27 protein-coding genes and 1 riboswitch are annotated in these 26930 nt (G+C 72.9%); of the genes, 19 read left to right on the top strand and 8 right to left on the bottom strand.

Going from position 1 to position 26930, the window contains the following annotated elements; translation table 11 throughout:
• The 6 genes from IH00_RS0109275 to IH00_RS0109250 form a co-directional block, all read left to right on the top strand.
• A partial coding sequence (locus tag IH00_RS0109275; RefSeq protein ID WP_031071536.1) for a DUF881 domain-containing protein occupies positions 1-796 on the top strand: 796 nt, incomplete at its 5' end.
• Positions 797-986: 190 nt separating this feature from the next.
• On the top strand, positions 987-1757 hold the full coding sequence (locus IH00_RS0109270) for an FHA domain-containing protein (protein WP_078887641.1): 771 nt from the start codon (positions 987-989) through the stop codon (positions 1755-1757).
• 17 nt (positions 1758-1774) lie between these two features.
• Positions 1775-2521, top strand: coding sequence for a transcriptional regulator FtsR (locus IH00_RS0109265; RefSeq protein WP_031071532.1), 747 nt, complete (start codon positions 1775-1777; stop codon positions 2519-2521).
• 64 nt (positions 2522-2585) lie between these two features.
• Entirely contained in the window at positions 2586-3059 is a 474-nt protein-coding gene (locus IH00_RS0109260) for a bifunctional nuclease family protein (RefSeq protein WP_031071530.1), read from the top strand.
• 288 nt (positions 3060-3347) lie between these two features.
• Positions 3348-3995: a MerR family transcriptional regulator gene (locus IH00_RS0109255; RefSeq protein ID WP_031071528.1), complete on the top strand. Its 648-nt coding sequence runs from the start codon at positions 3348-3350 to the stop codon at positions 3993-3995.
• 82 nt (positions 3996-4077) lie between these two features.
• Positions 4078-5487 (top strand): DNA polymerase IV, encoded by a 1410-nt coding sequence (locus IH00_RS0109250; protein ID WP_031071526.1) that lies wholly within the window; start codon positions 4078-4080, stop codon positions 5485-5487.
• A gap of 45 nt (positions 5488-5532) precedes the next feature.
• Here IH00_RS0109250 and IH00_RS0109245 read toward each other — a convergent pair whose 3' ends face one another.
• Positions 5533-5898, bottom strand: coding sequence for a PRC-barrel domain-containing protein (locus IH00_RS0109245; protein ID WP_031071524.1), 366 nt, complete (start codon positions 5896-5898; stop codon positions 5533-5535).
• 112 nt (positions 5899-6010) lie between these two features.
• Positions 6011-6110: riboswitch (glycine riboswitch) on the top strand.
• Between the two features lie 168 nt (positions 6111-6278).
• Between IH00_RS0109245 and gcvP the strand changes: the two genes are divergently transcribed.
• Positions 6279-9164, top strand: coding sequence for an aminomethyl-transferring glycine dehydrogenase (gene gcvP, locus IH00_RS0109240; protein WP_031071521.1), 2886 nt, complete (start codon positions 6279-6281; stop codon positions 9162-9164).
• 81 nt (positions 9165-9245) lie between these two features.
• On the opposite strand, the gene IH00_RS0109235 is transcribed toward gcvP, so the two are convergent.
• Together IH00_RS0109235 and IH00_RS0109230 are read right to left on the bottom strand one after the other, a co-directional pair.
• The gene (locus tag IH00_RS0109235; protein WP_031071520.1) at positions 9246-9452 is read right to left on the bottom strand and encodes a DUF5999 family protein; all 207 of its coding nucleotides are present in this window, start codon (positions 9450-9452) and stop codon (positions 9246-9248) included.
• Between the two features lie 255 nt (positions 9453-9707).
• On the bottom strand, positions 9708-10301 hold the full coding sequence (locus IH00_RS0109230; RefSeq protein ID WP_031071519.1) for a hypothetical protein: 594 nt from the start codon (positions 10299-10301) through the stop codon (positions 9708-9710).
• Between the two features lie 496 nt (positions 10302-10797).
• Between IH00_RS0109230 and IH00_RS0109225 the strand changes: the two genes are divergently transcribed.
• Together IH00_RS0109225 and IH00_RS0109220 are read left to right on the top strand one after the other, a co-directional pair.
• Positions 10798-12309 carry a glutamate-cysteine ligase family protein gene (locus tag IH00_RS0109225; protein ID WP_031071518.1) on the top strand — a complete coding sequence of 504 codons (1512 nt, stop codon included), beginning with the start codon at positions 10798-10800 and terminating at the stop codon, positions 12307-12309.
• A 308-nt stretch (positions 12310-12617) separates the two neighbouring features.
• The gene (locus IH00_RS0109220) at positions 12618-13418 is read left to right on the top strand and encodes a CPBP family intramembrane glutamic endopeptidase (protein ID WP_031071516.1); all 801 of its coding nucleotides are present in this window, start codon (positions 12618-12620) and stop codon (positions 13416-13418) included.
• Positions 13419-13492: 74 nt separating this feature from the next.
• Here the strand turns inward: IH00_RS0109220 and IH00_RS0109215 are convergent, their stop codons facing one another.
• Positions 13493-14302 carry a PhzF family phenazine biosynthesis protein gene (locus IH00_RS0109215; protein WP_031071514.1) on the bottom strand — a complete coding sequence of 270 codons (810 nt, stop codon included), beginning with the start codon at positions 14300-14302 and terminating at the stop codon, positions 13493-13495.
• A 139-nt stretch (positions 14303-14441) separates the two neighbouring features.
• Here IH00_RS0109215 and IH00_RS40020 point away from each other — a divergent pair, with 139 nt between their 5' ends.
• From IH00_RS40020 to IH00_RS0109195, 3 genes are all read left to right on the top strand, one after another.
• Complete coding sequence (locus IH00_RS40020) at positions 14442-15107, top strand: PadR family transcriptional regulator (protein ID WP_078887640.1); 666 nt, start codon at positions 14442-14444, stop codon at positions 15105-15107.
• A gap of 276 nt (positions 15108-15383) precedes the next feature.
• Complete coding sequence (locus IH00_RS0109200) at positions 15384-16373, top strand: EamA family transporter (RefSeq protein WP_031071508.1); 990 nt, start codon at positions 15384-15386, stop codon at positions 16371-16373.
• A gap of 208 nt (positions 16374-16581) precedes the next feature.
• Entirely contained in the window at positions 16582-17553 is a 972-nt protein-coding gene (locus IH00_RS0109195) for a DMT family transporter (protein WP_031071506.1), read from the top strand.
• Between the two features lie 162 nt (positions 17554-17715).
• Here the strand turns inward: IH00_RS0109195 and IH00_RS0109190 are convergent, their stop codons facing one another.
• On the bottom strand, positions 17716-18381 hold the full coding sequence (locus tag IH00_RS0109190) for a pyridoxamine 5'-phosphate oxidase family protein (protein WP_031071504.1): 666 nt from the start codon (positions 18379-18381) through the stop codon (positions 17716-17718).
• A gap of 36 nt (positions 18382-18417) precedes the next feature.
• Here IH00_RS0109190 and IH00_RS0109185 point away from each other — a divergent pair, with 36 nt between their 5' ends.
• Entirely contained in the window at positions 18418-19752 is a 1335-nt protein-coding gene (locus IH00_RS0109185) for an aminotransferase class I/II-fold pyridoxal phosphate-dependent enzyme (protein ID WP_031071502.1), read from the top strand.
• Positions 19753-19931: 179 nt separating this feature from the next.
• Here the strand turns inward: IH00_RS0109185 and IH00_RS0109180 are convergent, their stop codons facing one another.
• On the bottom strand, positions 19932-20984 hold the full coding sequence (locus IH00_RS0109180; protein ID WP_052411294.1) for a DMT family transporter: 1053 nt from the start codon (positions 20982-20984) through the stop codon (positions 19932-19934).
• 75 nt (positions 20985-21059) lie between these two features.
• Between IH00_RS0109180 and IH00_RS0109175 the strand changes: the two genes are divergently transcribed.
• A complete protein-coding gene (locus IH00_RS0109175) occupies positions 21060-21968 on the top strand; it encodes a LysR family transcriptional regulator (protein ID WP_031071498.1) in 909 nt (302 codons plus the stop codon).
• Positions 21969-22128: 160 nt separating this feature from the next.
• Here IH00_RS0109175 and IH00_RS0109170 read toward each other — a convergent pair whose 3' ends face one another.
• Positions 22129-22596, bottom strand: a complete 468-nt coding sequence (locus IH00_RS0109170) for a pyridoxamine 5'-phosphate oxidase family protein (protein ID WP_031071496.1) — start codon at positions 22594-22596, stop codon at positions 22129-22131.
• Between the two features lie 82 nt (positions 22597-22678).
• Here IH00_RS0109170 and IH00_RS0109165 point away from each other — a divergent pair, with 82 nt between their 5' ends.
• Positions 22679-23338: a cysteine hydrolase family protein gene (locus IH00_RS0109165; RefSeq protein ID WP_031071493.1), complete on the top strand. Its 660-nt coding sequence runs from the start codon at positions 22679-22681 to the stop codon at positions 23336-23338.
• On the opposite strand, the gene IH00_RS0109160 is transcribed toward IH00_RS0109165, so the two are convergent.
• On the bottom strand, positions 23325-23804 hold the full coding sequence (locus IH00_RS0109160) for a Rieske (2Fe-2S) protein (protein WP_031071491.1): 480 nt from the start codon (positions 23802-23804) through the stop codon (positions 23325-23327). The two genes, IH00_RS0109165 and IH00_RS0109160, sit on opposite strands and share 14 nt — an antisense overlap.
• 144 nt (positions 23805-23948) lie before the next feature.
• Between IH00_RS0109160 and IH00_RS0109155 the strand changes: the two genes are divergently transcribed.
• The 4 genes from IH00_RS0109155 to IH00_RS0109140 all read left to right on the top strand — a co-directional run bounded on the left by IH00_RS0109155 (position 23949) and on the right by IH00_RS0109140 (position 26928).
• Positions 23949-24806 carry a HipA family kinase gene (locus IH00_RS0109155; RefSeq protein WP_031071490.1) on the top strand — a complete coding sequence of 286 codons (858 nt, stop codon included), beginning with the start codon at positions 23949-23951 and terminating at the stop codon, positions 24804-24806.
• The gene (locus tag IH00_RS0109150) at positions 24803-25186 is read left to right on the top strand and encodes a DUF3037 domain-containing protein (RefSeq protein WP_031071488.1); all 384 of its coding nucleotides are present in this window, start codon (positions 24803-24805) and stop codon (positions 25184-25186) included. Before IH00_RS0109155 ends, IH00_RS0109150 begins: the two co-directional genes overlap by 4 nt.
• 180 nt (positions 25187-25366) lie before the next feature.
• Positions 25367-26128, top strand: a complete 762-nt coding sequence (fabG, locus tag IH00_RS0109145) for a 3-oxoacyl-ACP reductase FabG (RefSeq protein ID WP_031071486.1) — start codon at positions 25367-25369, stop codon at positions 26126-26128.
• Between the two features lie 32 nt (positions 26129-26160).
• On the top strand, positions 26161-26928 hold the full coding sequence (locus IH00_RS0109140) for an SDR family oxidoreductase (RefSeq protein WP_031071484.1): 768 nt from the start codon (positions 26161-26163) through the stop codon (positions 26926-26928).
• Positions 26929-26930 lie beyond the last annotated feature (2 nt).

Here is a 26930-nt window from a genome sequence, read left to right as displayed (position 1 = left end):
GCCGCAGCCGCAGCCGGAGCCGCAGCCGGAGCCGGAGCCGGAGCCGGAGCCGGAGGCGTCCGATGTGCCGCCCGCGCCGCAGACAGGGCGGCAGCGGCTGGTCGCCGGCCTCTGGCCGCCGCGTGTCACGCGCGCCCAACTCATCGTCGCCGTACTGCTGTTCATCCTCGGTCTCGGCCTGGCCATCCAGGTCCGTTCGACGAGCGACAACAGCGCCTTGCGCGGGGCCCGCCAGGAGGACCTGGTGCGGATCCTGGACGAGCTGGACGACCGCACACAGCGGCTGGAGGACGAGAAGCGGCGCCTCGAGGACCAGCGAACCGAGCTGGTCAACAGCTCCGACCAGGCCGAAGAGGCACGCAAGCAGACGCTGGAGAAGGAGCGTCAGCTGGGCATCCTCGCCGGTACGGTGGCGGCGCAGGGACCGGGCATCACCCTCACGATCGACGCTGCCGGCGCGGTCGAGCCGGACATGCTGCTGGACGCGGTCCAGGAGCTGCGCGCCGCGGGTGCCGAGGCGATCCAGGTCAACGACGTCAGGGTCGTCGCGGACAGCTACATCTCGGGTGAGGCCGGGGACATCGAGGTGGACGGCCGGGACATCGGCGCACCGTACCGCTTCAAGGTCATCGGGAAGCCCCAGGACCTGGAGCCGGCGCTTAACATCCCGGGCGGCGTCGTGCAGACGCTGGAAAAGGAGCAGGCCACCGCCACGGTGACCCGGTCGGAGAAGATCGTTGTTGATGCCTTGCGACCGGCGGAGCGGCCTGACTACGCTCGGTCGTCGTCGCAGTGAGGCGGGGGTGCATGGGGGCCGCGAGACAAGGGCATGAGGTTGCGGGGGGTCGGCGCATCACACGTGTGGTGCGTGGTGGAAACTGTCCGGAGGATACGGACGTTGTGAGGGTGTCCGGGTCGGCAGGTGTGTTCAGTCAGGGTTCGTCCTGCCCCACGGGCGGGTCTGTTTCGTTCAAGGGGAATCGCCCGTGAAGTTGTTTGCGAAGTTGTTCGGCAAGAGCGCACGCGAGGACGGCAGCAGTGCCAAGCACCGCGCGCCGCGCCATGGCCAGGCGGAGGAGCAGGGCGGGGAGCGCCCGCTGTTCCGTGACGAGGTCGCCGGTCCGGGCGGTGTTCCCGGGGGACAGGGCGCGTCTGTTGACCCTGCCGGTTCCGGCCGCATAGGTTTCGGGGAACCATCGACCTCGAGTACGGGTGGAGACTCGTCCATGCCGGTTTGTACGAGGTGCGGGCACCGTAACGCCGAGGCGAGCCGGTTCTGCTCCAACTGCGGTGCGCCGCTGCGTCCGGGTGCCCCGGCCGAGCGCGCGTCCGAGACGACGTCCACGATCTCCATCTCGGGCCTGGAGGCGTACGACTCCGAGGCCACGGGCCAGACCCAGCTGCCGTCCCTGTCGCCCGAGGCGCAGGCGGCCGTGGAGGCCCTGCCGCTCGGTTCGGCGCTCCTCGTGGTGCGCCGCGGGCCGAACTCGGGCAGCCGCTTCCTGCTGGACGCCGATCTGACGACGGCGGGCCGCCACCCGCAGAGCGACATCTTCCTGGACGACGTGACGGTGTCGCGGCGTCATGTGGAGTTCCGCCGCTCGCCGGACGGGAGCTTCACGGTCGCGGACGTCGGCAGCCTCAACGGCACGTACGTCAACCGGGAGCGGATCGACTCGGTTCCGCTGTCGAACGGTGACGAGGTGCAGATCGGCAAGTACCGGCTGGTCTTCTACGCGAGCCAGCGGGGCGTGTGACCCGGCAGGGGAGGCCCATGCCACCACCACCGACGGGCGGTGCCGGACACGGCACCGCCGGGGCGGCGGACCAGCTGGTGAGCATCGGAACGGTGCTCAGCCAGTTGCGTGAAGAGTTCCCCGAGGTGACCATCTCCAAGATCCGGTTCCTGGAGGCGGAGGGGCTCGTCGAACCGCAGCGGACGGCTTCCGGGTACCGGAAGTTCGGTCCGGCGGATGTGGAGCGGCTGGCACAGATCCTGCGGATGCAGCGGGATCACTACCTCCCCCTGAAGGTCATCCGGGAGCACCTCGACGCCGTGGAGCGGGGTGAGCAGGTACGGCTGCCCGCGCCGGGTGCGCCGCGCGACGCGCAGGCAGGCGGCCCCTGGGAGGCGGACCAGGACGTTCCCACGGCCGCCCGGGTGGGCCGCGACGAGCTGCTCGCGGCCGCCGAGGTCGGCGAGGAGGAGCTGGCCGAGTGGGAGTCGTACGGCCTGATCACGCCCGTGGCGGAGGGTGCGTACGACGCCGAGGCGGTGACCATCGCGAAGCTGGTCGCGGATCTGGGCAGATTCGGCTTGGAACCGCGCCATCTGCGGGCGGTGAAAGCCGCTGCCGAGCGCGAGGCCGGGCTCGTCGAGCAGGTCGTCGCGCCGTTGCGCCGGCACCGGAATCCGCAGACCAGAGCCCATGCGGAGGCGACCGTGAAGGAGCTGGCGGCACTGTCCGTACGGCTCCACGCGGCCCTGGTGCAGACGGCTCTGGGTGTCCGGTTGCACTGACCTCCGGCCGGGCTTCGGCGGCCCCGACTACCCAAACCGGTCCAGCACGTCCTAGGGTTGCAATGTGAACGAGCTCGATGTTGTCGGTGTCCGGGTGGAAATGCCGTCCAACCAGCCGATCGTGCTCCTGCGTGAAGTGGGAGGGGATCGGTACCTCCCCATCTGGATCGGCCCAGGGGAGGCGACGGCGATCGCCTTCGCTCAGCAGGGCATGGCCCCCGCGCGGCCGCTCACCCACGACCTCTTCAAGGACGTGCTGGAGGCCGTGGGCCAGGAGCTGACCGAGGTCCGGATCACGGACCTGCGGGAAGGGGTCTTCTACGCGGAGCTGGTGTTCGCCAGCGGTGTCGAGGTGAGTGCGCGGCCGTCCGACGCCATAGCGCTCGCACTGCGCACCGGTACGCCGATCTTCGGCAGTGACGGGGTGCTGGACGACGCCGGTATCGCGATCCCGGACGAGCAGGAGGACGAGGTGGAGAAGTTCCGCGAGTTCCTCGACCAGATCTCGCCCGAGGACTTCGGCACCAAGGGCCAGTGACACTTCCCGGCCGCGGGAACCCTGCCCTGCTCGGGGTGCCCGCTGCGTGGGCCGTGACGCCATGACCGTGTGACCTGGTGGTCCGCCGGCCGGCGGGCCCGTCCGTGACGCCCGCGGCCACCGCGCCGTGGGGCGCCATCAGCGCATTCGGGAATCCCTTCCCACAACGGGGACACGAGAAACCACTCTCAGGGTGATTATCACTCGGCGTGCCGAGTGTGGCGATCGTTGACGCACCCCGGGTGACTGCCTACCGTCGAGATGGCAGGTCAAGGACGGAGGGTCGGCGTGATGAACAGCGGCGACGGTGCGACTGGGGGGTTCCCCGGACGAAGTCTGGGGGAGAGCGGGCCGTATCCGCTTCACGCGAGTACGTCCGTCCACGGGAATGCCCAGGGGATCGCTCAGGGGGCGCGCGGCAGCGCGGAGGATCCGGCGATCGAGACGATCGGCTACCGGGGGCCGACCGCCTGCGCGGCGGCCGGGATCACCTACCGGCAACTCGACTACTGGGCGCGTACCGGCCTGGTGGAGCCGAGCGTGCGGCCCGCCTACGGGTCGGGCACGCAGCGCCTGTACAGCTTTCGGGACGTGGTCGTCCTCAAGATCGTCAAGCGCTTCCTGGACACCGGTGTCGCGCTGCAGAACATCCGCACCGCCGTGCAGCACCTGCGGGCCCGGGGCTTTCGCGACCTGGAGCGCATGACGCTGATGAGCGACGGTGCCACGGTCTACGAGTGCTCCTCGCCGGACGAGGTCGTGGACCTGCTCCAGGGCGGCCAGGGGGTCTTCGGGATCGCCGTGGGCGTGGTGTGGCGGGACGTCGAGGCGGCGCTGTCGCAGTTGCACGGGGAGCGCATCGACACCGGGGAGACGCTGGTCGGGCACAACCCGACCGACGAGCTCGCGCGCCGCAGGCGCGACAAGGCCGTCTGAGCCCCGGAGTGCCCGGGGGCCGCGCGATGCGTTCGTACGTGCGTGCGGGCGATTGTCGGTGGCGTAGGGCAGCATCAGGGGTGTGAGACCCGCGCCGACGATCCTGCATCTGGACATGGACGCCTTCTTCGCCGCCGCCGAGCAGGCGGCGAAGCCGAGCCTGCGTGGGAAGCCCGTGGTGGTCGGCGGCCTCGGGCCGCGGGGAGTGGTCGCCACCGCCTCGTACGAGGCGCGGCGCTTCGGCGTGCACTCGGCGATGCCGATGGCGCAGGCACGACGGCTGGCTCCGAACGCCGCGTACCTGGTGCCCCGGTTCTCGCTCTACCGGGCCGTGAGCGACCAGGTGATGGAGCTGCTGCGGCGGCTGTCGCCGCTGGTGGAGCCGCTGAGCCTGGACGAGGCGTTCGTGGACCTGGAGGCCGGGGGCGCGGCCGGTGACGCGGTGACGGCCCGTGCGACCGGTGAGCGGCTGCGCGGGGACATCCTGGCGGCCACGGGGCTGACCGGGTCGGTCGGTCTGGCGGGGTCCAAGATGCTGGCGAAGATCGCGTCCGAGCAGGCCAAGCCGGACGGGCTGGTGCTCATCGAGCCGGGGACCGAGCGGGAGCTGCTGGGGCCGATGTCGGTGCGGATCCTCCCGGGAGTCGGCCCGGCCACGGGGGAGCACCTGCGCCGGGCCGGCATGACCACCGTCGCGGACCTGGCCGAGGCCGGCGAGGACGAGCTCGTACGGCTCCTGGGCAAGGCGCACGGGGTGTCGCTGTACCGGATGGCCCTCGGGTACGACGACCGGCCCGTGGTCGCCGAGCGGGACGCCAAGTCGGTCTCCGTGGAGGACACCTTCGACGTGGACCTGCACGACCGCGTACGCGTGCGCGTGGAGGTGGAGCGGCTGGCCGACCGGTGCGTGCGGAGGCTGCGGGGTGCCGGGCGGTCGGGGCGGACGGTGGTGCTCAAGGTGCGGCGGTACGACTTCTCGACGCTCACCCGGTCCGAGACCCTGCGCGGGCCGACCGACGACCCGGCGGTGGTGCGGGAGGCGGCGGCACGACTGCTGGACGCCGTGGACACGACCGGAGGCGTGCGGCTGCTGGGCGTCGGCGTGACGGGGCTCGCGGACTACACCCAGGAGGACCTGTTCGCGCAGGCAGCGGCGGAGGAGGAGGCGCGTACGGGAGGCGGCACGGAGGCGGACGAGGTCGCGCCGGGCCCGGCGGAGCCGGCGCACTCAGTCCCGGGGCCGGACGCGTCCGCCGGGCACGAGTCCGCCGGACCGGAGGAGCGGCGCTGGATGGCGGGCCAGGACGTGCGGCACGCGGAGTTCGGGGCGGGGTGGGTGCAGGGCAGCGGCCTGGGGCGCGTCACGGTGCGGTTCGAGGAGCCCGGCTCGGCACCGGGCCGGGTGCGCACGTTCCGTACCGACGACCCGGCCCTGGAGCCGGCCGACCCGCTGCCGTTGGTGCCCGGGGCGCCGGAGGTCCGGTCGGCCTGAGCCCGGTGCTCCGCGCGGCCCCCGCGGGCAGGGCCGGAGGCGGGGTCAGTCCTCCTGGTCGGCGAGGGTGCCGAAGTCCCGGGAGGCGGGCGGCGGGGGCGGCAGCGCCAGGTCGTAGTGGTGGTAGAGCTGGAGCTCCTGCTCGGGGGAGAGGTGCCGGCCGACCCCGAAGTCCGGGGCGTCCCTGATCAGGGCGCGGTCGTAGGGGACGTGCAGCCCGTCATCGGCGAGCTCGCTGGGGTCGAGCGGGATGAACGCGTCCCGGCCGAAGAACCCGGTACGGACGGCGGCCCATTCGGGGACGCCCGTCGCGTCGTCCAGGTACACCTCGTCGACGGTGCCGATCTTGTGGCCGTCGCGGTCGTACGCCTTGCGGCCGATCAGGCTCCGCGGATCGATGTCGGTCTGCACGGTCCCTCCAACAGGTCGCAACTGCGCTATACCACTACGAAAGTGCACATCGGTGACGTCGGCCACTCGAGGGATCGGTCCTGGACCGCGCTGGTACGCTGGCAGCGGCTGTTGACCCCGCGCGGGAGAGTCCTCTGGAGAAACCTTTCGGAGGCGCCGAAGGAGCAAATCCTCCCCGGAATCTCTCAGGCACCCGGTACCGCGCGGACGAGGTCACTCTGGAAAGCAGGGCGGGCGTCGGACGGCATCCGCTCTCACCGACGGTGAAAGCCGGGCCGCGCCCGGTGAAGCTCTCAGGTTGAGATGACAGAGGGGGAGGCCGTCCGGGCACCCGCGCCATGGTGCCCCTCGCAGGTCGTATCGACCAGGAGGCCTCCGCAATGACCGCCAACCGCACACCGCTCTCCGTCCTCGAACAGGGCATTCCGTTCGAGGAGCGGCACATCGGGCCCGACGCCGAGGCCCGCGCCAAGATGCTCGCGCAGGTCGGCTACGGCTCGCTCGACGAGCTCACGGCCGCCGCGGTGCCGGACGTCATCAAGACGGCCGAGGCGCTCGGGCTGCCGGCCGCCCGTACCGAGGCCGAGGTCCTGGCGGAGCTGCGCTCGCTCGCCGACCGCAACCAGGTGCTCGCGCCGATGATCGGCCTCGGGTACCACGGCACGTTCACGCCGCCGGTCATCCTGCGCAACGTCATGGAGAACCCCGCCTGGTACACCGCGTACACGCCGTACCAGCCGGAGATCTCGCAGGGCCGCCTGGAGGCGCTGCTCAACTTCCAGACCATGGTCGCCGACCTGACGGGCCTGCCGACCTCCGGCGCCTCGCTGCTGGACGAGGGCACCGCGGCCGCCGAGGCCATGTCGCTGGCCCGCCGGGTCGGCAAGGTCAAGGACGGCGTCTTCCTGGTCGACGCCGACGCCCTGCCGCAGACCATCGCCGTCATCGAGACCCGCGCCGAGCCGACCGGCGTCGAGGTCGTCGTCGCGGACCTCAGCGAGGGCATCCCGGCCGAGGTCGCCGAGCGCGGCGTCTTCGGCGTGCTGCTCCAGTACCCGGGCGCGTCCGGCGCCGTGCGGGACATCAAGCCGGTCATCGAGCGGGCCCACGAGCTCGGCGCGATCGTCACCGTCGCCGCCGACCTCCTCGCCCTGACCCTGCTGACCTCGCCCGGCGAGCTCGGCGCCGACATCGCCGTGGGCACGACCCAGCGCTTCGGCGTCCCGATGGGCTTCGGCGGCCCGCACGCCGGTTACATGGCGGTGCGCGAGAAGTTCGCGCGCAGCCTGCCGGGCCGGCTCGTCGGCGTCTCCGTGGACGCGGACGGCAACAAGGCGTACCGCCTCGCGCTGCAGACCCGCGAGCAGCACATCCGCCGTGAGAAGGCCACGAGCAACATCTGTACCGCGCAGGTCCTGCTCGCCGTCATGGCCGGCATGTACGCGGTCTACCACGGCCCCGAGGGCCTGCAGCAGATCGCCCGGCGCGTCCACCGGTACGCGGTGCTCCTCGCCGAGGGCCTGCGTGCCGGGGGTGTCGACGTCGTCCATGGCGAGTTCTTCGACACCGTGACCGTCCGGGTGCCGGGCAAGGCCGCCGAGGCCGTGGCCGCCGCCCGTGAGAACGGTGTCAACCTGCGCCTCGTCGACGGCGACCATGTCTCCGCCGCCTGCGACGAGACCACCGGCCGGGCCCAGCTCACCGCCGTGTGGGACGCCTTCGGGGTGAGCGCCGACGTCGAGGAGCTCGACGCCGCCACCGCCGACACGCTGCCCGGGGAGCTGCTGCGCTCCGACGCGTACCTGACCCACCCCGTCTTCCACGCGCACCGCTCCGAGACGGCCATGCTGCGCTACCTGCGCAAGCTCGCCGACCGCGACTACGCGCTGGACCGGGGCATGATCCCGCTCGGCTCGTGCACCATGAAGCTGAACGCGACGACCGAGATGGAGCCGGTGACCTGGCCGGAGTTCGGCCAGATGCACCCCTTCGCGCCGGCCGAGCAGGCGCAGGGCTACCTCACCCTCATCCGTGAGCTGGAGGAGCGCCTCGCCGAGGTCACCGGCTACGACAAGGTGTCGATCCAGCCCAACGCCGGCTCCCAGGGCGAGCTGGCCGGTCTGCTGGCTGTCCGCGCGTACCACCGGGCCAACGGCGACACGCAGCGCACCGTCTGCCTGATCCCGTCGTCCGCGCACGGCACCAACGCGGCCAGTGCCGTGATGGCCGGCATGAAGGTCGTCGTGGTCAAGACGGCCGACGACGGCGAGATCGACGTCGAGGACCTGCGCGCCAAGATCGAGCAGTACCGCGACGAGCTGTCCGTCCTGATGATCACCTACCCGTCGACGCACGGCGTCTTCGAGGAGCACGTCGCGGACATCTGCGCCCAGGTGCACGAGGCGGGCGGCCAGGTGTACGTCGACGGCGCCAACCTCAACGCGCTGGTCGGGCTGGCGAAGCCGGGCGAGTTCGGCGGCGACGTCTCCCACCTGAACCTGCACAAGACCTTCTGCATCCCGCACGGCGGCGGCGGCCCCGGTGTCGGTCCGGTGGGCGTCCGGGCGCACCTCGCCCCGTACCTGCCCAACCACCCGCTCCAGCCGACCGCCGGTCCCGAGACGGGTGTCGGCCCGATCTCGGCCGCCCCGTGGGGCTCGGCCGGCATCCTGCCGATCTCCTGGGCGTACGTCCGCCTCATGGGCGGCGAGGGACTCAAGCGTGCGACCCAGGTCGCGGTGCTGGCGGCGAACTACATCGCCAAGCGGCTGGAGCCGCACTACCCGGTGCTGTACACGGGTCCGGCCGGACTGGTGGCCCACGAGTGCATCGTCGACCTGCGGCCGATCTCCAAGGCGACCGGCGTCAGCGTCGACGACATCGCCAAGCGGCTGATCGACTACGGCTTCCACGCGCCCACCATGTCGTTCCCGGTGGCCGGCACGCTGATGATCGAGCCCACCGAGAGCGAGGACCTGGCCGAGCTCGACCGTTTCTGCGACACCATGATCGCGATCCGTGGCGAGATCGAGAAGGTCGCGTCCGGCCGGTGGCCCGCCGAGGACAACCCGCTGCGCAACGCGCCGCACACCGCGGCCGCGCTGGGCGGCGACTGGACGCACGCGTACAGCCGTGAGGAGGCGGTCTTCCCGGCCGGGGTGTCCGCCGCGGACAAGTACTGGCCGCCGGTGCGCCGGATCGACGGCGCCTTCGGCGACCGCAACCTGGTCTGCTCCTGCCCGCCGCTGGACGAGTACGACAACTGAGCGACCGGCGACGGGACAACGTGATGAGGGCCGGTACGGAGTGATCCGTACCGGCCCTCACCGCGTGCGGTGGCCGTCCGCTCAGGCGGCCGTCATGACGTGCGCGGTGCCGAGCGGCCGGTGCGGTGCGATCACCTGGCCGTCCGGCAGCAGTTCACCGGTGTCCTCGAAGACGAGGACGCCGTTGCACAGCAGGCTCCAGCCCTGCTCCGGGTGGTGCGCCACCAGGCGGGCCGCCTCCCGGTCGGCGGAGTCGGCGGTCGGGCAGGGTGGCTGGTGCTGGCACATGGGTGGGTTCTTTCGCTGCGATGTGGTGTCTGTCCTGCGGCTCGATGCGGTGTTCATTGCCGCCCCCCGTTGAGTGTCGGTCGCTCGGTCCCAGTGTTGCCCCACGGGCGTCAATCCGCAGGGATTTCGGTGCAGCGCTTCCTACTGCGTTATGACGTATCACCCGTGCGGATGGTTCAGCTCAACCCCCCTGTCCCTTCGGGTGGTTCGGAGTGGTCGCAGTGGGCTAGTCCGTACGGGCCACACGGTGCCGCGTCACGCGGTTGACTCCAGCAGCGGTGGAGGCGCGACGCGCAGCGTGAGCACCGGGAGCAGGTCCGCCACGCGGTACGGGAAGTGGGCGGCGATCCCGGGCGGCGCGGGCGCCAGCGGAACCAGGAGGTCCGTCGGCGCCGGGCTCCCCGCGGCCGGATCGGCGTCCGGGTCGGCGTGCAGCCACAGTGTCAGCATGTAGAGCTCGGGAACGGACAGCAGCCGGGGCTGGTACGGCGTGGTCATGGTCTCGGCCTGGCGCAGGGCGCGTTCGGTCGAGGCGAGGTAGGGCCCTTCGAAGAAGTGCGAGAAGGACCAGCCGTCGGGGGTGAGCCTGGTGTCCGCGGCGGCGACGGGGCGGTCGCCGCCGCGGATCAGGAACCGCCAGCCGGTCAGCCGGGTGCGCGGTGCGCCGGCCGGCGGATCGATCTGGTCGCGTACGTCCAACACGTGGACGGGCAAAGGGAGTTCAGGGCTCAGCGGTCCCTGGACGGACCGCAGGGCGGGGGTGTGGGCCTCACGTACGGCGGTGGAACCGAGAGCCATGAGGACGCTGCGAAGGGCGGGCGCGGGGGCCTGGGAGACATGGAGCGGCATGGTGGGTCGCCTCTCACTCAAGAGACAGGTGATGCGGGGGAGGTGCGGACGCGGACGGCACTGTCAGCGACGGGGCCGGAGGGGGCCGATGGGCCAAGGCCGGGCGCCGACTCTCTGCCTCGTCCGCGGAGTTTATACGACGCGTGTTCACGCGAAGTTTCCGCTACCTGTCGGCGATATTACGAGCAAGCCCGGATCAGGACTTTGTTTCGCGGAGTTCCTGCGGATTTCCCGTGAACCCGGGGCTCCGGCCTGCGGCACCGTCCCGGACGCGGTCGGCCGAATCTCGCCGGCCTCTCGCCGGTCCTTTTCACCGGGCCTCGGCCGGCGGTAACTGCCTGCTGCCGCATGCCGCCGGAATGTGCCGGACGGTCTTCCTTTCCAGACTACCGGCCACGCGGTCCCCGCGGGGGCGTTACAGATCAGTCCGGCTGGGCATTATCGTCCGTGACGCGGAGGTCCACGCCGCGCGCCGCCCACGAGGAGGGACGCTTCGATGGGGGAGAAGGTCGTGGCAGGCGGTTTCGACCTGTCCGATCGGCAGAGGTACCGCCGGAAGCTGCAGCAGTGTCTGGCGGCCCTCGAGCGCCTCCTCGCCGAGAAGAGGTTCGACCGCCCGAAGAATCTGATGGGCCTGGAGATCGAACTCAATCTGGCGGGCTCGGACGGTATGCCGCGGATGATGAATGCCGAGGTGCTGGAACGTATCGCCAGCCGGGATTTCCAGACCGAACTCGGAATGTTCAACCTGGAAGTCAATATCGCCCCCCACCGGCTCGGCGGCCGGGTTTTCGATCAGCTCGCCGAGGAGCTGCGCACCGGACTCGGATACGCGCACCGCAAGGCGAAGGAGGTCGACGCCGGCATCGTGATGATCGGAATTCTCCCCACGCTCGTGGAGGAGGACCTGGTCTCGGGGAACCTCTCGGACGTCGACCGCTACATGCTGCTCAACGACCAGATCGTCGCCGCGCGCGGTGAGGATTTCACGCTGGACATCGATGGTGTGGAGCGCCTCAGTTCCACGGCCAGCTCCATCGCCCCCGAGGCGGCCTGCACCTCCGTGCAGCTGCACCTCCAGGTCACGCCGACGCGCTTCCCGGACGTGTGGAACGCGGCGCAGGCCGTCGCCGCCGTGCAGATCGCGGTGGGTGCCAACGCTCCGTTCCTCTTCGGCCGCGAGCTGTGGCGCGAGTCCCGGCCGCCGCTGTTCACGCAGGCCACCGACACGCGGCCGCCCGAGCTCCAGGCGCAGGGCGTCCGGCCGCGCACGTGGTTCGGCGAGCGGTGGGTCAGCTCGGCGTACGAGCTGTTCGAGGAGAACGTGCGGTACTTCCCCGCGCTGCTGCCGATCTGTGACGACGAGGACCCGCTGCGGGTGGTCGACGACGGCGGCGTCCCGTCCCTCCAGGAGCTGGTGCTGCTCAACGGCACGGTGTACCGCTGGAACCGTCCGGTGTACGGGGTCATGGACGGCGTGCCGCACCTCAGGGTGGAGAACCGGGTGCTGCCGGCCGGGCCGACGGTCGACGACGTGCTGGCCAACGCCGCGTTCTACTACGGACTGGTGCGTGCGCTGGCCGAGGAGTCCCGGCCGGTGTGGAAGCGGCTGCCGTTCGCCGAAGCCGCCGCCAACTTCGACACCGCGTGCCGGTACGGCATCGACGCCGAGCTGCGCTGGCCGCGGCCGGGGCGCAGCGGCGGGACGACCACCGTCCCGGCCGTGAAGCTGGTCCGCGACGAACTGCTGCCGCTCGCGGCGGCGGGCCTCGACGCGTGGGGCATCGAGCGAGGCGACCGGGACCGCTACCTCGGGATCATCGAGGAGCGGTGCAGGCGCCGGACGAACGGCGCCACCTGGCAGGTCGAGACCTTCCACCGCGCTCTGGAGGCGGGCCTGGGGCGCGAGGCGGCGCTGGCCGCCACCACCCGCCGCTACTGCGAGCTGATGCGGCACGGCGATCCGGTGCACACCTGGCCGGTGGGCTTTCCGGCGCCGCGCGGGTGACGGGCCGCGCGGGTGCCCCGCGGGTGACGGCTCGATCCGGTGGGCTTTCCGGCCCCACGGGTGACGGGCCGGGTGCCGCGGGCGCGGCGGGGGCGTCGCCGCCTTCCCGTCCGTAGCCGGAATCCGGGCCGGGAGAGTCGCGGGCGGCTCGCACGCGTACCTTACGGGTGGACGGCGGCGCCGTACCCGCCCGCCTCCGGCCGTCTCGCCGTCGTCGGGCAAGCTGTGCCGTGGGCCTGCGGGCGGGCTGCACGCCGCCGGGCGGGCCGGGTGGCTTCGGGCGGGGCGATGGTGAAGTGGAGGCAGGTGTGCAGGCAGAGGCGGGGCGCGTGGCCGGTCCTCTCCCGGAGGGAGGTCTCTCCCGGAAGGTCTTGCGGTCGGAGCTGCTGCTCGTCCTGGCGCTCTCGCTGGGGGCGAGCGCGGTCGCCTCGCTGATCAGCTTCATCGGTGCGCTGACGAAGCCGGGCGGGCTGAAGGACCAGGCCGCCCATCTGAACACCTCGGCCGCCCCGGGACGGCCGTGGCTGGACCTGGCGTGGCAGCTGTTCGGGATCGCCACCGCGCTGGTGCCGGTGGTGCTCGTGGCCCACCTGCTCCTGCGGGAGGGAACAGGTCTGCGGGCCATCGGCTTCGACCGCCGCAGGCCGTGGGGCGACGTGGGGCGCGGGGCGCTGGTCGCGGCCGTCATCGGGAGCGCGGGGCTGGCCTTCTACCTGGGGGCGCGGGCGGCCGGGTTCAACCTGACCGTGGTTCCCGAGTCACTGCCCCCCGTGTGGTGGAAGTACCCCGTGCTGGTGCTCTCGGCGGTGCAGAACTCCGTGGTGGAGGAGGTCATCGTCGTCGGGTACCTGCTGCGCCGGCTCGGGCAGCTGGGATGGACGCCGATGGCGGCGCTGGTGGCGAGCTCGGTGCTGCGCGGCTCGTACCACCTGTACCAGGGCATCGGCGGCTTCATCGGCAACATGGTGATGGGCGCGGTGTTCGTGCTGCTGTACCGGCGGTGGGGCCGGGTCGGTCCGTTGGTGGCGGCGCACGCGCTGCTCGACATCGTGGCGTTCGTCGGGTACGCGGTGCTGAAGGGGAACGTGGGATGGCTGCCCGCCGCGTGAACTGACGCAGGACGGCGAAGGGGCGTACGGCACCGCCGTACGCCCCTTCGCCGTACCCGGCCGGTTCCGCGGCCTCAGACCAGCAGGTCGCCCTCGATGACCGTCACCGCGCTGCCGGTGAGGAGGGTGCGCTCGCCGCGCAGCGTGGTGCGCACCAGACCGGTGCGCGCTCCGCCCTGCAACCCGGTCAGCTCGTCGCGCCCGGAGCGGGCCGACCAGAAGGGGGCGAGCGCGGTGTGCGCGCTGCCCGTCACGGGGTCCTCGTCGATGCCGAGTGCCGGGAAGAAGCAGCGGGAGACGAAGTCGTAGCCGCGCGCCGGGTCGTCCGCCGCGGCCGTGGCGATGACGCCCCGGTCCGACAGGGCCGCCAGCGCCGCGAGGTCCGGTGCCAGGGACCGTACGGCCTGCTCGTCCGCCAGCTCCACCAGCAGGTCGCCGATGTGGGCGGCGGTGTCGTGCACGGACACCACCTCGGCGCCCAGCGCCTTCGCGAGCCCGTCGGGCGCGGGCACCGGCGTCAGTGACGAGGTCGGGAAGTCCAGCGTGATCGAGCCGTCCTCGCCGGCCGTGGCCGACAGGATCCCGCAGCGTGCCGCGAAGCGGACGGTGCCGGTCGCGCGGCCGGTGGTGTGCAGGACGTGGGCGGTGGCCAGAGTCCCGTGGCCGCACATGTCCACCTCGGCGACCGGGGTGAACCAGCGCAGCGCCCAGTCCGCGTCGCCGCCGGCCGGGAGGGGGTGGGCGAAGGCCGTCTCGGAGAGGCCGACCTCGGCGGCCACCTTCTGGAGCCAGTGGTCGTCCGGGAAGGCGTCGAGGAGCAGCACGCCCGCCGGGTTGCCGGAGAAGGGGCGGTCGGTGAAGGCGTCGACGATTCGAATCCGCATGGACACGACGGTAGGGGCGCCGGGAAGGGGCAGGCCAAGGCCAATTCCGGGTTCCTGGCCCGGAAGCGATTGCCCGCCGACCTATTCCGATATATCGTTGAAGCATCGCGACAGATCATTGATGGAAGGAGTGTCAGCGATGCGTTCCCATGGACACGGACAGGGCCCCGAGCACCAGCACGGCCGGGGGCACGGTCACTGCGGCCCCGGTCATCGCGGCTGGGGCGAGCGACGGGGCGACTTCGAGGGCCTGCGCGCGGCTTTCGGCCCGTTCGGGCCGGGCTTCGGCGGCGGACCGTTCGGTGGAGGTCCCTTCTGGGGCGGCCCCTTCGGAGGCGGTCGCGGTCGCGGAGGCGGCCGGGGCAGGGCGCGGCGCGGCGATGTGCGCGCCTCGATCCTCGCGCTGCTGAAGGACCGCCCGATGCACGGTTACGAGATGATCCGGGAGATCGCCGAGCGCAGTGGCGGGGCTTGGCGGCCCAGCCCGGGCTCGGTGTACCCGACCCTCCAGCTGCTGGAGGACGAGGGGCTGATCGTCAGCGAGAGCGAGGGCGGCAAGAAGCTGTTCACGCTCAGCGACACCGGGCGCGCCGAGGCGGAAGCGGGGCCCGAGGCGCCGTGGGACGAGCCGGGGCGCGGTGTCGACTGGGAGGCCCTGAGCGAGGTGCGGCAGGCGGGCTTCGGTCTGTTCGAAGCCTTCGGGCAGGTGTGGAAGACCGGCGACGCCGAGCAGCGGCAGAAGGCGCTGGCCGTCGTCAACGAGGCCCGGAAGAAGCTCTACCTCATCCTCGCCGACGAGGGCTGAGGCGACCGCCCGGTCCCGGTCTCCGGGCGGCCGACCGGAGGACGGGACCTCCTGGAATGCGGCCGTCCATCGAGGGGGCGGCTGTTCGCCGGAAGACCGCCGTCCCGGCGCACCGGCCATGGCGCCGGGCCCCGCAGGGTCCGGCGCCATTGGCCGTCCCCGGTCCCGTGACCGGTGTTCCGTGATGGTGCGCCGGCCGGCCGGCCGGCGGTGCGGCTCGTCTCAACAGGTGTCACGGGCTTTACGCTCCTGACGCGTTCCTGCCATGATGTGCCGATGCACGCGTCTCAGGGGAGAAGCGCCGGCCTGGGACTTGCCCTGGCCTCGGCCTTCGCATTCGGTGGGTCAGGTGTCGCGGCCAAGCCGCTGATCGAGGCGGGTCTCGACCCGCTGCACGTGGTGTGGCTCCGGGTCGCCGGCGCCGCACTCGTCATGCTGCCCGTGGCGTGGCGCCACCGCGACCTGCTGCGCCGCAAGCCCGCACTCCTCGCCGGTTTCGGACTGCTCGCGGTGGCCGGTGTCCAGGCCTTCTACTTCGCCGCCCTGTCGCGCATCCCCGTCGGCGTCGCGCTGCTCATCGAGTACCTCGCCCCCGCGCTCGTCCTCGGCTGGGTCCGCTTCGTCCAGCGCCGGCCGGTCACCCGCGCCGCCGCCCTCGGCGTGGTCCTCGCGGTCGGCGGCCTCGCCTGCGTCGTCGAGGTGTGGGCCGGGCTGAGCTTCGACCTGCTGGGGCTGCTGCTGGCCCTCGGTGCGGCCTGCTGCCAGGTCGGCTACTTCGTCCTGTCCGACCAGGGCAGCGACGAGGCGGAGCCCGCCGACCCGCTCGGTGTCATCGCGTTCGGGCTGCTCATCGGCGCCCTCGTGCTCACCGCCGTCGCGCGGCCGTGGGGAATGGACTGGTCCGTGCTGCGCGGCACCGCCGACATGGGCGGGACGGCGGCGCCGGCCTGGCTGCTGCTCGCCTGGATCGTGCTGATCGCCACCGTCCTCGCGTACGTCACCGGGATCGTCGCCGTACGCAGGCTCTCGCCGCAGGTGGCGGGCGTGGTGGCATGCCTGGAGGCGGTCATCGCGACCGTACTGGCGTGGGTGCTGCTGAAGGAACACCTGTCGGCGCCGCAGATCATCGGTGGTGCCGTGGTGCTCGTGGGCGCCTTCATCGCCCAGTCGTCGGCGCCGAAGGCTGCGCCGGCTGGGCCGGTCGCGGGGTCGGACCCGTTGCCGGCCGGGAGCGACGAAGTGACGGCCGGACGAGCCGCCCCGTAAGGTGGCGATCATGCATTCGACCGTGCTTCCGCCGCCTGCCGCCTGACGCGGGCGGCAGTGCTTCCCCGGACCGGGGCCGGACATCCGTTCCGGCCTGTTTCGGGATCCCTGATGAGGACCGGGCTCGGGCAGTCCCCGAGCGGTTCGTCGCTGCCCGCGTACGCAGTCGAGCGGCCAACCCTTTCCTGTTCTCACACGGAGAAGTCACGTGTCGAATTCCTCCTCCGCGTCCACGGCTGCGTCCGTCGGGCGGAGTCTGTTCCATCTGATCGTCGCCGGAGTGGCGTGGGGCACCGCCGGGGCGGCGGCCTCGCTGGTGTTCCGGATCAGCGACCTCGGACCGCTGGCCCTGTCGTTCTGGCGCTGCGCCGGAGGGCTCGTGCTGCTGCTCGCCGTGCTCGCGGTACGGCGGCGGCGTGCGGCCGGACCGGCCGAGCCGCGCCGCAGGCGGCTGCTGCGCGTCCTCGGCACGGGCATCGGCCTGACCGTCTTCCAGAGCGCGTACTTCGCGGCCGTCGAGGCGACCGGTCTCGCCGTCGGCACCGTCGTCACCCTGGGGGCCGGGCCGGTGCTGATCGCCCTCGGCGCCCGCCTGACCATGGGCGAGCGGCTCGGGCGGGGCGGGAGCCTCGCGGTCGTGGGCGCTCTCGGCGGTCTGCTCGTGCTCGTGCTCGGCAGCGGCGGCACCGGCGAGGTGCGGCCCGCCGGGGTGGCGCTGGCCGTGCTGTCGGCGGCGGCGTACGCGGCGATCACGCTGCTGACGCGGTGGCTCGGACGCGACGCCGGCGGCGGTGACGCGCTCGTCACGACGGCGTGGGCCTTCGCGATCGGCGGGGCCGGTCTGCTGCCCCTGGCGGGTGCCGAGGGCCTGCTGCCGCGTACGGCCGACCTCGCCCAGGTGGTGGGGCTGCTGGCGTACATCGCGGCGGTGCCGACCGCGCTGGCGTACGCGCTCTACTTCGCGGGGGCGGCGGTGGTACGGGCGGCCACGGTGTCGGTGATCATGCTCCTCGAGCCGGTGAGCGCCGCGGTCATCGCGGTGACGATGCTCGACGAGCGGCTGACCGCGGCCACGGTGGTGGGCACGCTGCTGTTGCTGGCGGCGGTGGCCGGACTGGCGCTCGCGGAGGCGTGGGCGGCCAGGGGCCGGGGCAGGGCCCGGGCGGCGGCGCCGGCCTGAGCCAGCGGCGCGCCGGCCGTCGGGTGGCCCCCGCCGTCCGGCCTCGTCCGTCGGTCTCCGCCCCGTCCTCTCCGGTCCTCGCGGGCCCGTTGCCCCGGGGTGGGGTGGTAGCGCCGGTGCCGTCCGCCGCGGTCCGGCGCTCCGCGCGGCGCCGGGCCGGTGTCAGAGGGTCGAGAGGTAGTCCGGCAGGGTGACGGACGGGTCGAGGTCGTCGGCCGGGACGGGGGTGCCGTGCACGGTGCCGACCGGGACGACACCGGTCCAGTACGGGAGCGTGAGGTCCTCGGGCTCGTCGTTCGGGCCGCCCGTGCGGACCTTCGCGGAGACCTCCTCCAGGTCCAGGCGCAGGACCGCGGTCGCGGCGAGCTCCTTGGCGTCGGCCGGGCGCGAGTCGCGCGAACGGCCGGGCACGACATGGTCGACCAGGGCGTCGAGCGCCGTGCGCTTCTCCTCGGGGTCCGTGACCTGGTGGGCCGTGCCGTGCACCACGACGGAGCGGTAGTTGATGGAGTGGTGGAACGCGGACCGGGCGAGGACCAGGCCGTCCACGTGCGTGACGGTCAGGCAGACCGGCAGTCCCGGGCCGGCCTGGCCCGCCATGCGCAACGGGCGCGAACCGGTCGAGCCGTGCACGTACAGGCGCTCGCCGACCCGGCCGTACAGCGTCGGCAGCACCACGGGGGCGCCGTCGCGGACGAAACCGAGGTGGCACACGTACGCCTCGTCGAGTATCGAGTGCACCAGCGCGCGGTCGTAGGAAGCCCGCTCGCGGGAGCGGGTCGGGACGGTGCGGTCGGTCGGCTCGTAGGCGGCCGTGGTCTCCGGCATTGCGGCACTCCATTGCACTAGTGCATAATATTCTTTGTGCTAGGAGAGTATCGGATCACAGGCCGACGCGCATCGGAGATCGCCGCGAGCGTGGAACGAGGGGTCGGCTCCGGCGAGCTTGAGCCGGGACAACTCCTCCCACCCATGCGGGAGTTGGCGGCCCGGCTGGGGGTCAATCCCAATACGGTGGCCGCCGCGTACCGGACCTTGCGGGAACGCGGCGTGATCGAGACGGCCGGGCGCCGGGGCAGTCGGGTGCGGCCGCGCCCCGCCACCACGGCGCGCGGCAGCCTCCGGATCGAGGCGGTGGAGGGTGTACGGGACGTGGGGGAGGGCAACCCCGACCCGGCGCTGCTGCCGCCGCTCGGCGCGGCGCTCGCCGCCGCCGGCCGGCACGGCGCCCAGGACCCGGTGCTCTACGGCCGGGAGCCCGTGGACCCGGACCTGGCGCGGCTCGCCCGCACCGCACTGGACGCCGACGGCGTGCCGGGCGGGCCCGTCGCCGTCACCTCCGGATCACTGGACGCCATCGAGAGGGTCCTGGCGGCGCACCTGAAGCCGGGGGACGCGGTGGCCGTCGAGGATCCCGGGTGGGGCGCCCTCCTCGACCTCGTGCCGGCCCTGGGGCTGCGGCCCGTGCCCGTCGCCGTGGACGACGACGGGCCGCGGCCCGAAGCGGTCGCGGCGGCGCTGGACGGCGGCGCGCGGTCCCTCGTCGTCACCTGCCGGGCGCAGAACCCCACGGGTGCCGCGGTGGGCCGGGCGCGGGCCGTCGAACTGCGGCGGGTGCTGGCCGGGCGGCGCGCGGACGTGCTGCTCATCGAGGACGACCACGGGCACGGCTTCGTCGACCTGCCCCTGCACCCGCTGGCGGGTGCGACGGACCGCTGGGCGTTCGTACGGTCCGTGTCCAAGGCGTACGGCCCCGACCTGCGGCTCGCCGTGCTCACCGGTGATGCCGTGACCCTCGACCGGCTGGCGGGGCGGCAGCGGCTCGGGCCCGGCTGGGTCAGCGTGCTGCTGCAGCGCGCGGTCGTGCACCTGTGGGAGACGGACGCGGTGGACACGCGGGCGGTCGCGGCCGCGTACGGGGAGCGCCGGCACGCGCTCGTGCGGGCCCTCGCGGAGCGCGGTGTCGAGGCGCACGGGCGCAGCGGCATGAACGTCTGGGTCCCGCTGGCCGACGAGACCGGGGCCGTGGCCCGCATGCTGCACGCCGGGTGGGCGGTGGCGCCGGGCGCGCGGTTCCGCATGGCGACGGGGCCCGGCATGCGGATCACCGTCTCGGGGCTGACGACGGCCGACATCGCGCCCCTGGCGGACGCGGTGGCCGCGGCGGCCGGGCCGATGGCGGCGCGCAGCCTCGCGTGAGCGCGCCGGGCGGGCGGTGTCGCCGGGCGCGCCGGGCGCGCGGTTCCGCGGGGCGACGGGCCCGGCAGGCCGGTGGGTCCGCTGCGGCCGCAGCTCGCACGGCGGGCGCCCCGCCGGCCGCCCGTCGTGCGCTCGCACGCGCCGGACGCCGCCGGCCCCGCCCTGCGGGCGGGCACCCCCTAGTCCGCAGACACTCCCCGGCGCCGTGCTCCGGTGGGCCTGGCGCGGCTCTGGGTGAGGGCGGCGCCGGCCAGCACGATCAGGGCGCCCACCGGGGTGTTCCACGTGAGCTGCTCGTCCAGGAGCGTCACGCCGGCCGCGGTGGCGATGACGGGGATGAAGTAGGTGACCATCTGGCCGGTGGTCGGACCCACCTCGGCGACGATGCCGTACTGGATCAGCACGGCCAGGCCGGTGCCCAGGGCGCCGAGCGCGACCACCGCGAGCAGCGGGACGATCGGGAACGCCGTCGGCCACGCGGTGAACAGCGGTGTGATCACCGCCAGTTGCAGGGTCGCGAGGAACAGCTGCGCGCCGGTGAGGGAGAGGTGCGACGCGCTGCTCCCCGCGAGCGTGCGGCGGACGTAGATCCAGCCGATGGGGTAGCTGAGCGAGGCCAGCAGCGCCATGGCGGTACCGGTGACGTCCAGCCCGGAGAAGCCCTGCCAGGCGCCGAGCACGGTCAGGACGCCCAGGAAGCCGATGCCGAGTCCGGCGACGCGGCGGCGGGTGGGGCGGTCCTCCGAGAGGGCGACCAGCGACAGCACCATGCCCCACAGGGGCGAGGTGGCGTTGCAGATCCCGGCGAGGGTGGACGGGATCGTCAGCTCCGCGTAGGCGAAGAGGGAGAACGGCAGCGCGTTGAGCAGGAACCCGGCCACCGTCAGATGGGCCCAGGTCCGGGCGCCGCGCGGCAGCCTCGCGCGCTTGACCGCCATCGCCACCGCGAGGACCGCCGTACCGAAGAGCAGACGGCCGAGGGTGACCTGGAAGGGGGCGTACGCCTGCGTGCCCACCTTGATGAGGAGGAAGCTGAAGCCCCAGATCAGCGAGAGCACGGCGAAGCGGATGCGCCAGTCCGTGCCGCGGCGGGGGGAGGCGGCCGCGGAGGCGCGTGCGTCCTGGGCGGGCGTGGACGTGGGCGCGGGGCTCCGGGGGGCCTCGGCGGCCCCGGGGACGGGTGAGGCCGGGAGGGCGTCGCTCGGGGAAGGGGAGGAGGTCGCGGTGCTCATGACGAACACCATGGCTCCTCCGAACCTCTTAGAACAAGCGAGATTTCCTCGATGGCTTCGCTTAGCATTGCTTACATGTTGAACCTGGAGCGCCTGCGGACCCTCGACGCCGTGGCCCGGCACGGCTCGGTGACCGGCGCCGCCGACGGACTGCACGTGACGACCTCGGCGGTCTCGCAGCAGCTGGCCAAACTGGAGCGCGAGGTCGGGCAGCAACTGGTGGCCAGGAACGGCCGGGGGGTACGGCTCACCGACGCCGGGCTGCTGCTGGCCGACCACGCGGCGCGGATCCTGTCCCAGGTGGAGCTGGCGCAGGCCGACATCGAGGCGCAGCGGGGGCAGGTGGTCGGGGAGGTGCGGCTGGCCGGGTTCCCGACGGCCGCGCGCGGGCTGTTCCCGCGGGCGGTGGCGGGGCTGCGCCGCGAGCACCCGGACCTGTCCGTCCGGATCAGCGAGCTGGAGCCGGAGCGGGGCATCCAGGAGGTGATACGGGGCGACATGGACCTCGCGGTGGTGCTCGACTGGAACAACAAGCGGCTGCCCGTGCCGGGCGGGCTGACCCGCGAGCCGCTGCTGGACGACGCCGCCGATGTCGCGATGCCGGCGGACCACCCGCTGGCGGGGCGGGCCGAAGTCGGCCTGGAGGACTTCGCCGACGACGACTGGGTCTCCTGGCCCGCGGGCGAGTTCTGTCACGACTGGCTGATGTTCACGCTGCGTTCCAAGGGCATCGAGCCGCGCATCGCCCACCTGGCGGGTGAGCACCACACCCAGCTCGCGCTGATCCAAGCCGGTCTCGGGGTGTGCGTCACACCCCGGCTCGGGCGCGGGCCCGTCCCGGAGGGCGTCGCCCTCGTCCCCGTACGGCAGCCGATGCTGCGGCACATCTACGCGGTGTGGCGCACGGACGCGGAGCGGCGGCCGTCGATCCGTGCGGCGGTGGAGGCACTGCGGGAGGCGGGTCGCGAGGTGGAGCCCGTCTAGTTCCCCGGCCCGGGGCGGGAGGGGCGGTGCGGTGCCGGGCGGCCGCGCCCGTGCCGCCGGTGAGGGCGAACGGGTCGCAGGTGCGCCGGGGCCGCGGCCGAAGGGTCGGTGCCGTCACCGGGCCGGCAGGCGGAGGCCGCGGGAAGGGCGGCCCCGCCGGCTACGGACCGCCCAGCTTCCGGAAGTCCCAGGACGCGACGGCGTCCGGCGTCAGTCGCAGCCATGCGTGACGGCCGTCGTGCGGCATGGACTCCAGGCCGAAGTTCTTGCGGGCGAACAGCCGCTCGGCGAGCTCCAGTTCCGGGCACGGCTCACCGGTGCGCGGCACCTCCCCGGCGAACTCCACGGTCCCGGACAGCTCCACGCCCCGCAGCTCGCCGTACTCCTCGCCGTCGTCGATCACCACGGCGATCCGCGGATCGCGGCGCAGGTCCGCCCAGCGCCGGCTGCGCGTGAGCGAGTACAGCCACAGGGACGTGCCGTCCCAGGCGAACCACAGGGCCCCGGCATGCGGCCGGCCGTCCGGTGAGACGGTCGCCACCCGGCAGGTGCGCCGCTCGGTGAGATAGGCGTCGAGTTCGCCCTCCGTCATCATGATCCGCCGGCCCCGGCGCTGAGTGGCCGCCATCCCCGCTCCCGCCCTCTGATGGTGTGTCAGAAAGCATGGGCTCTCTTCCTTCCGTACGCAAGGGTGGCTACCCTCGCCCGCCATGCCGCCCATGGAACAGCTGCGGGAGCAGCTCGATCCCGCCACCACCGTGCTGCTCACGGTCGAGTGCCAGCGGGGTGTCGTCGGCCCGGAGAGCGCCCTGCCCGAACTGGCCGCGGAAGCCCGGTCGTCCGGCGCGCTGCGCAAGGTCGCCCGCCTGGTCGACGCCGCCCATGTGTCGGCCGTGCAGGTCGTGCACGCGGTGGCGGAGCGCCGACCCGACGGGCGGGGCGCCGGTCGCAACGCCCGGCTCTTCCGGGCCGCGGAGCGGCTGCCGGTGCAGCAGTACGCCGGCAGCGCAGCCGTCCGCGTCGCCGAACCCATCGAGGTGGCGGACGAAGACCTCGTCGTACGGCGGCTGCACGGGCTCTCCCCGCTCGCCGGCACCGGCGTCGACGCCCTGCTGCGCAACCTCGGCTGCCGGACGCTGGTCGTCACCGGCGTATCGGCCAACGTGGCCGTCCCCAACACCGTCTTCGACGCCGTCAACCTCGGCTACACGGCGGTGGTGGTGGCGGACGCCATCGCGGGGATCCCCTCCGTCTACACCCCCGCGATGATCCGCCACACCCTCGCCCTCGTCGCCACGGTCGCCACCACCGACGAGGTGCTGACCTGCTGGGAGCGACCTCGACGCCCCCCGCGGGTCACGCCAGCTTGATCGAGTCGCCCTCCACGGTGATCGAAGCCGCCGCCAGCGGCGTGGTGGCCGGTCCCGCCTTCACGCTGCCGTCCGCCGCGTCGAACTTCGAGCCGTGGCACGGGCAGTTGATGATCCCGTCGGCGACGTCCTTCACCGCGCACCCGGCGTGCGTGCACTTGGCGGAGAACGCCTTGAACTCGCCCGCCCGGGGCTGCGTCACCACGACCTGCCCGAAGACCTTGCCCCCGCCCTCCGGGATGTCGGCCGTCTTCGCGATCACCTGGCCGCCGGCGCCCCCGCCGGTGGTGCCGCCCGTACTCCCGCCGGTGGTGCCCCCGCTGCCGCCCGCCGGTGCTCCGGCACCGGACTCGGCCGTGCTGTCCGAGCCGCCGCACGCGGTGAGGGCGGCGGCCAGCCCCGCCCCACCGGCCGCCGCGACGACGGTGCGGCGCGCCACCGCCCTGCTCCCCTGCGATCCGGTCATTCCGGCTTCCCTTCCACGATGGTCACAACGTCACCGAGGGGTACGGGGCGGCGGGCACGGCCGTTCACCGGTCCCGCGACTTCACGGCCCGGCAGCCGCGCCGGTCGCCTCGGCCGGTGCGTGACCGGCACGTAACCTGGGGGGATGCTCTCCGAAGTCACAGCGACCCGCTACGTCACGCCGTTGCGTGAGGGCGGCTCGCTCCCGGGGATCGTCGAGGCCGACGATCTCGGTACGTACGTCATGAAGTTCACGGGTGCCGGGCAGGGCCGCAAGACCCTGGTCGCCGAGGTCCTCTGCGGGCAGCTGGGCCGCCGGCTCGGGCTGCGGGTGCCCGAGCTGGTCACGATCCAGCTCGACCCGGTCATCGGTCTCGGCGAGCCCGACCAGGAGGTGCAGGAGCTGCTGAAGGCGAGTGGCGGGCTGAACCTCGGCATGGACTTCCTGCCCGGCTCCATCGGCTTCGACCCGCTCGCCTACGAGGTGGACCCCGCGGAGGCGGGCCGGGTCGTCTGGTTCGACGCGCTGATCAACAACGTCGACCGCTCCTGGCGCAACCCGAACATGCTCGTCTGGCACGGCGAGCCGTGGCTCATCGACCACGGCGCCACCATGATCTGGCACCACAACTGGCCGGGCGCCCAGGCCTCCGCCGCCAAGCCGTACGACGCCTCCGACCACGTCCTGGCCGGCTTCGGCCCCGATGTCGCCGCCGCTGCCGCGGAGCTGGCCCCGCTCGTCACGGAGGAACTGCTCACCGACGTGGCGTCCGACGTGCCCGACGAGTGGCTCGTCGACGAGCCGGGGTTCGACACCACGGACGAGGTGCGGCGCGCCTACGTGGCCGCGCTGCTGACCCGCGCCGCCACCATCCATGAGCGGATCACGCTCGGCGAGCGGACCGGAGCGGTCCCCTCCCAGGCCCCCGGCTGGCTCACCGAGCCCCGCAAGCCCTGGCCGCACGCCCCGCAGAACAGCACGAAGGGCACCGAGAAGAAGTGAGCGACCGGGACGTCTTCGAGTACGCGCTGCTGCGCGTCGTACCCCGCGTCGAGCGCGGCGAGTGCTTCAACGCGGGCGTGGTGGTCTACTGCCGCGCCAAGTCCTTCGTGTGCGCCCGTACGCACCTCGACGAGGCAAAGCTGAGGGCCCTGGACCCCACGGCCGACGTCGCGGGCGTACGGGCCGCCCTGCGCGCCGTGGAGGGCGTCTGTGCCGGCGGCGAGCAGGCGGGCCAGGCGGCGCGCGAGGACGCCGGACGGCGCTTCCGGTGGCTGATCGCGCCCCGGTCGACGGTTGTCCAGCCCGGGCCCGTGCACACCGGTCTCACCGCCGATCCGGAGGCGGAGGCCGAGCGGCTCCTCGGACTGCTCGTGCGCTGAAGGCGGCCACCGCGCCGCGGCGCGTGACCGGGCGCACCCGGTGGGCCGTTGACACCGGGTGCCAGGGCTTCTAGCGTCTCGTCTGCTGAAGGTACTAAGCGGTCGCTCACCGGCATGGACGTGCCGGGGGAGGGCCGGCTGAGCCGCATCCACCAGGGATCCAAGGGCGAGGAGAACCAGATGTCCACCACCGAGCAGCGCGTCGCCGTCGTCACCGGGGCGGCGCGGGGCATTGGCGCCGCCACCGCCGTCCGGCTGGCGGCCGAGGGCCGCGCCGTCGCCGTACTCGACCTCGACGAGGCGGCCTGCAAGGACACCGTCGAGAAGATCACCGCGGCGGGCGGCAAGGCCATCGCCGTCGGCTGCGACGTCTCCGACAGCGCCCAGGTGGAGGCGGCCGTCGCCCGCGTCGCCGCCGAGCTGGGCGCGCCGACGATCCTCGTCAACAACGCGGGCGTGCTCCGCGACAACCTGCTCTTCAAGATGAGCGAGTCCGACTGGGACACGGTCGTCGACGTGCACCTCAAGGGCGCGTTCCTGATGGCCAAGGCGTGCCAGAAGCACATGGTCGACGCCGGCTTCGGCCGCATCGTCTGCCTCTCCTCGTCCTCGGCGCTGGGCAACCGCGGCCAGGCCAACTACGCCGCCGTCAAGGCCGGCCTGCAGGGCTTCACCAAGACCCTCGCCAAGGAGCTCGGCAAGTTCGGCATCACCGCCAACGCCGTGGCCCCCGGCTTCATCGTCACCGAGATGACCGCGCAGACCGCCGCGCGCGTGGGCATGGGCTTCGAGGACTTCCAGGCCGCCGCCGCCACGCAGATCCCGGTTGCCCGGGTCGGCAGGCCGGAGGACGTCGCGAATGCGATCGCCTTCTTCACCGGCGACGACGCCGGCTTCGTCTCCGGCCAGGTCCTGTACGTGGCCGGCGGCCCGCTCAACTGAAGCCCCCAAGGACGCGAGAGAGGACCACGGACATGACCGCACAGGAGCTCCCCGAGCCGTCCGGGAGGGTCGCCCTGGTCACGGGCGCCAGCCGCGGCATCGGATACGGCGTGGCGGAGGCGCTGATCGCCCGCGGTGACCGGGTGTGCATCACCGGGCGCGGCGAGGAGGCCCTCAAGGAGGCCGTCGAGCGGCTCGGCGCAGACCGCGTGATCGCGGTGGCCGGCAAGGCCCATGACGAGGCCCACCAGGCGCTCGCGGTGGAGCGCACGATGGAGGCCTTCGGTCGCGTCGACTTCCTGATCAACAACGCGGGGACGAACCCCGTTTTCGGCCCGATCGCCGAGCTCGACCTGGGTGTCGCCCGCAAGGTGTACGAGACCAACGTGATCTCGGCGCTCGGCTTCGCCCAGCAGACCTGGAAGGCGTGGCAGAAGGACCACGGCGGTGCGATCGTGAACATCGCCTCGGTCGCCGGCATCTCGGCCTCGCCCTTCATCGGCGCGTACGGCATGAGCAAGGCGGCCATGGTCAATCTGACCTTGCAGCTCGCCCACGAATTCGCCCCGGCCGTCCGGGTCAATGCGATCGCCCCGGCGGTCGTGAAGACGAAATTCGCCGAGGCCCTTTACGAGGGCAGGGAGGCGGAGGCCGCGGCTGCCTATCCGCTCGGCCGGCTGGGAGTTCCGAAGGATATCGGTGGAGCCGCCGCATTCCTCACCTCCGAGCAGTCGGAGTGGATCACCGGCCAGACCCTGGTCGTCGATGGGGGAATTTTCCTGAATGCCGGAGTCGGCTGAGG

The organism is Streptomyces sp. NRRL S-118, assembly GCF_000716335.1.
Taxonomy (GTDB): domain Bacteria; phylum Actinomycetota; class Actinomycetes; order Streptomycetales; family Streptomycetaceae; genus Streptomyces.
Note: the sequence above shows the minus strand (reverse complement) of the source record. Positions and strands in the feature narration are given on the sequence as shown.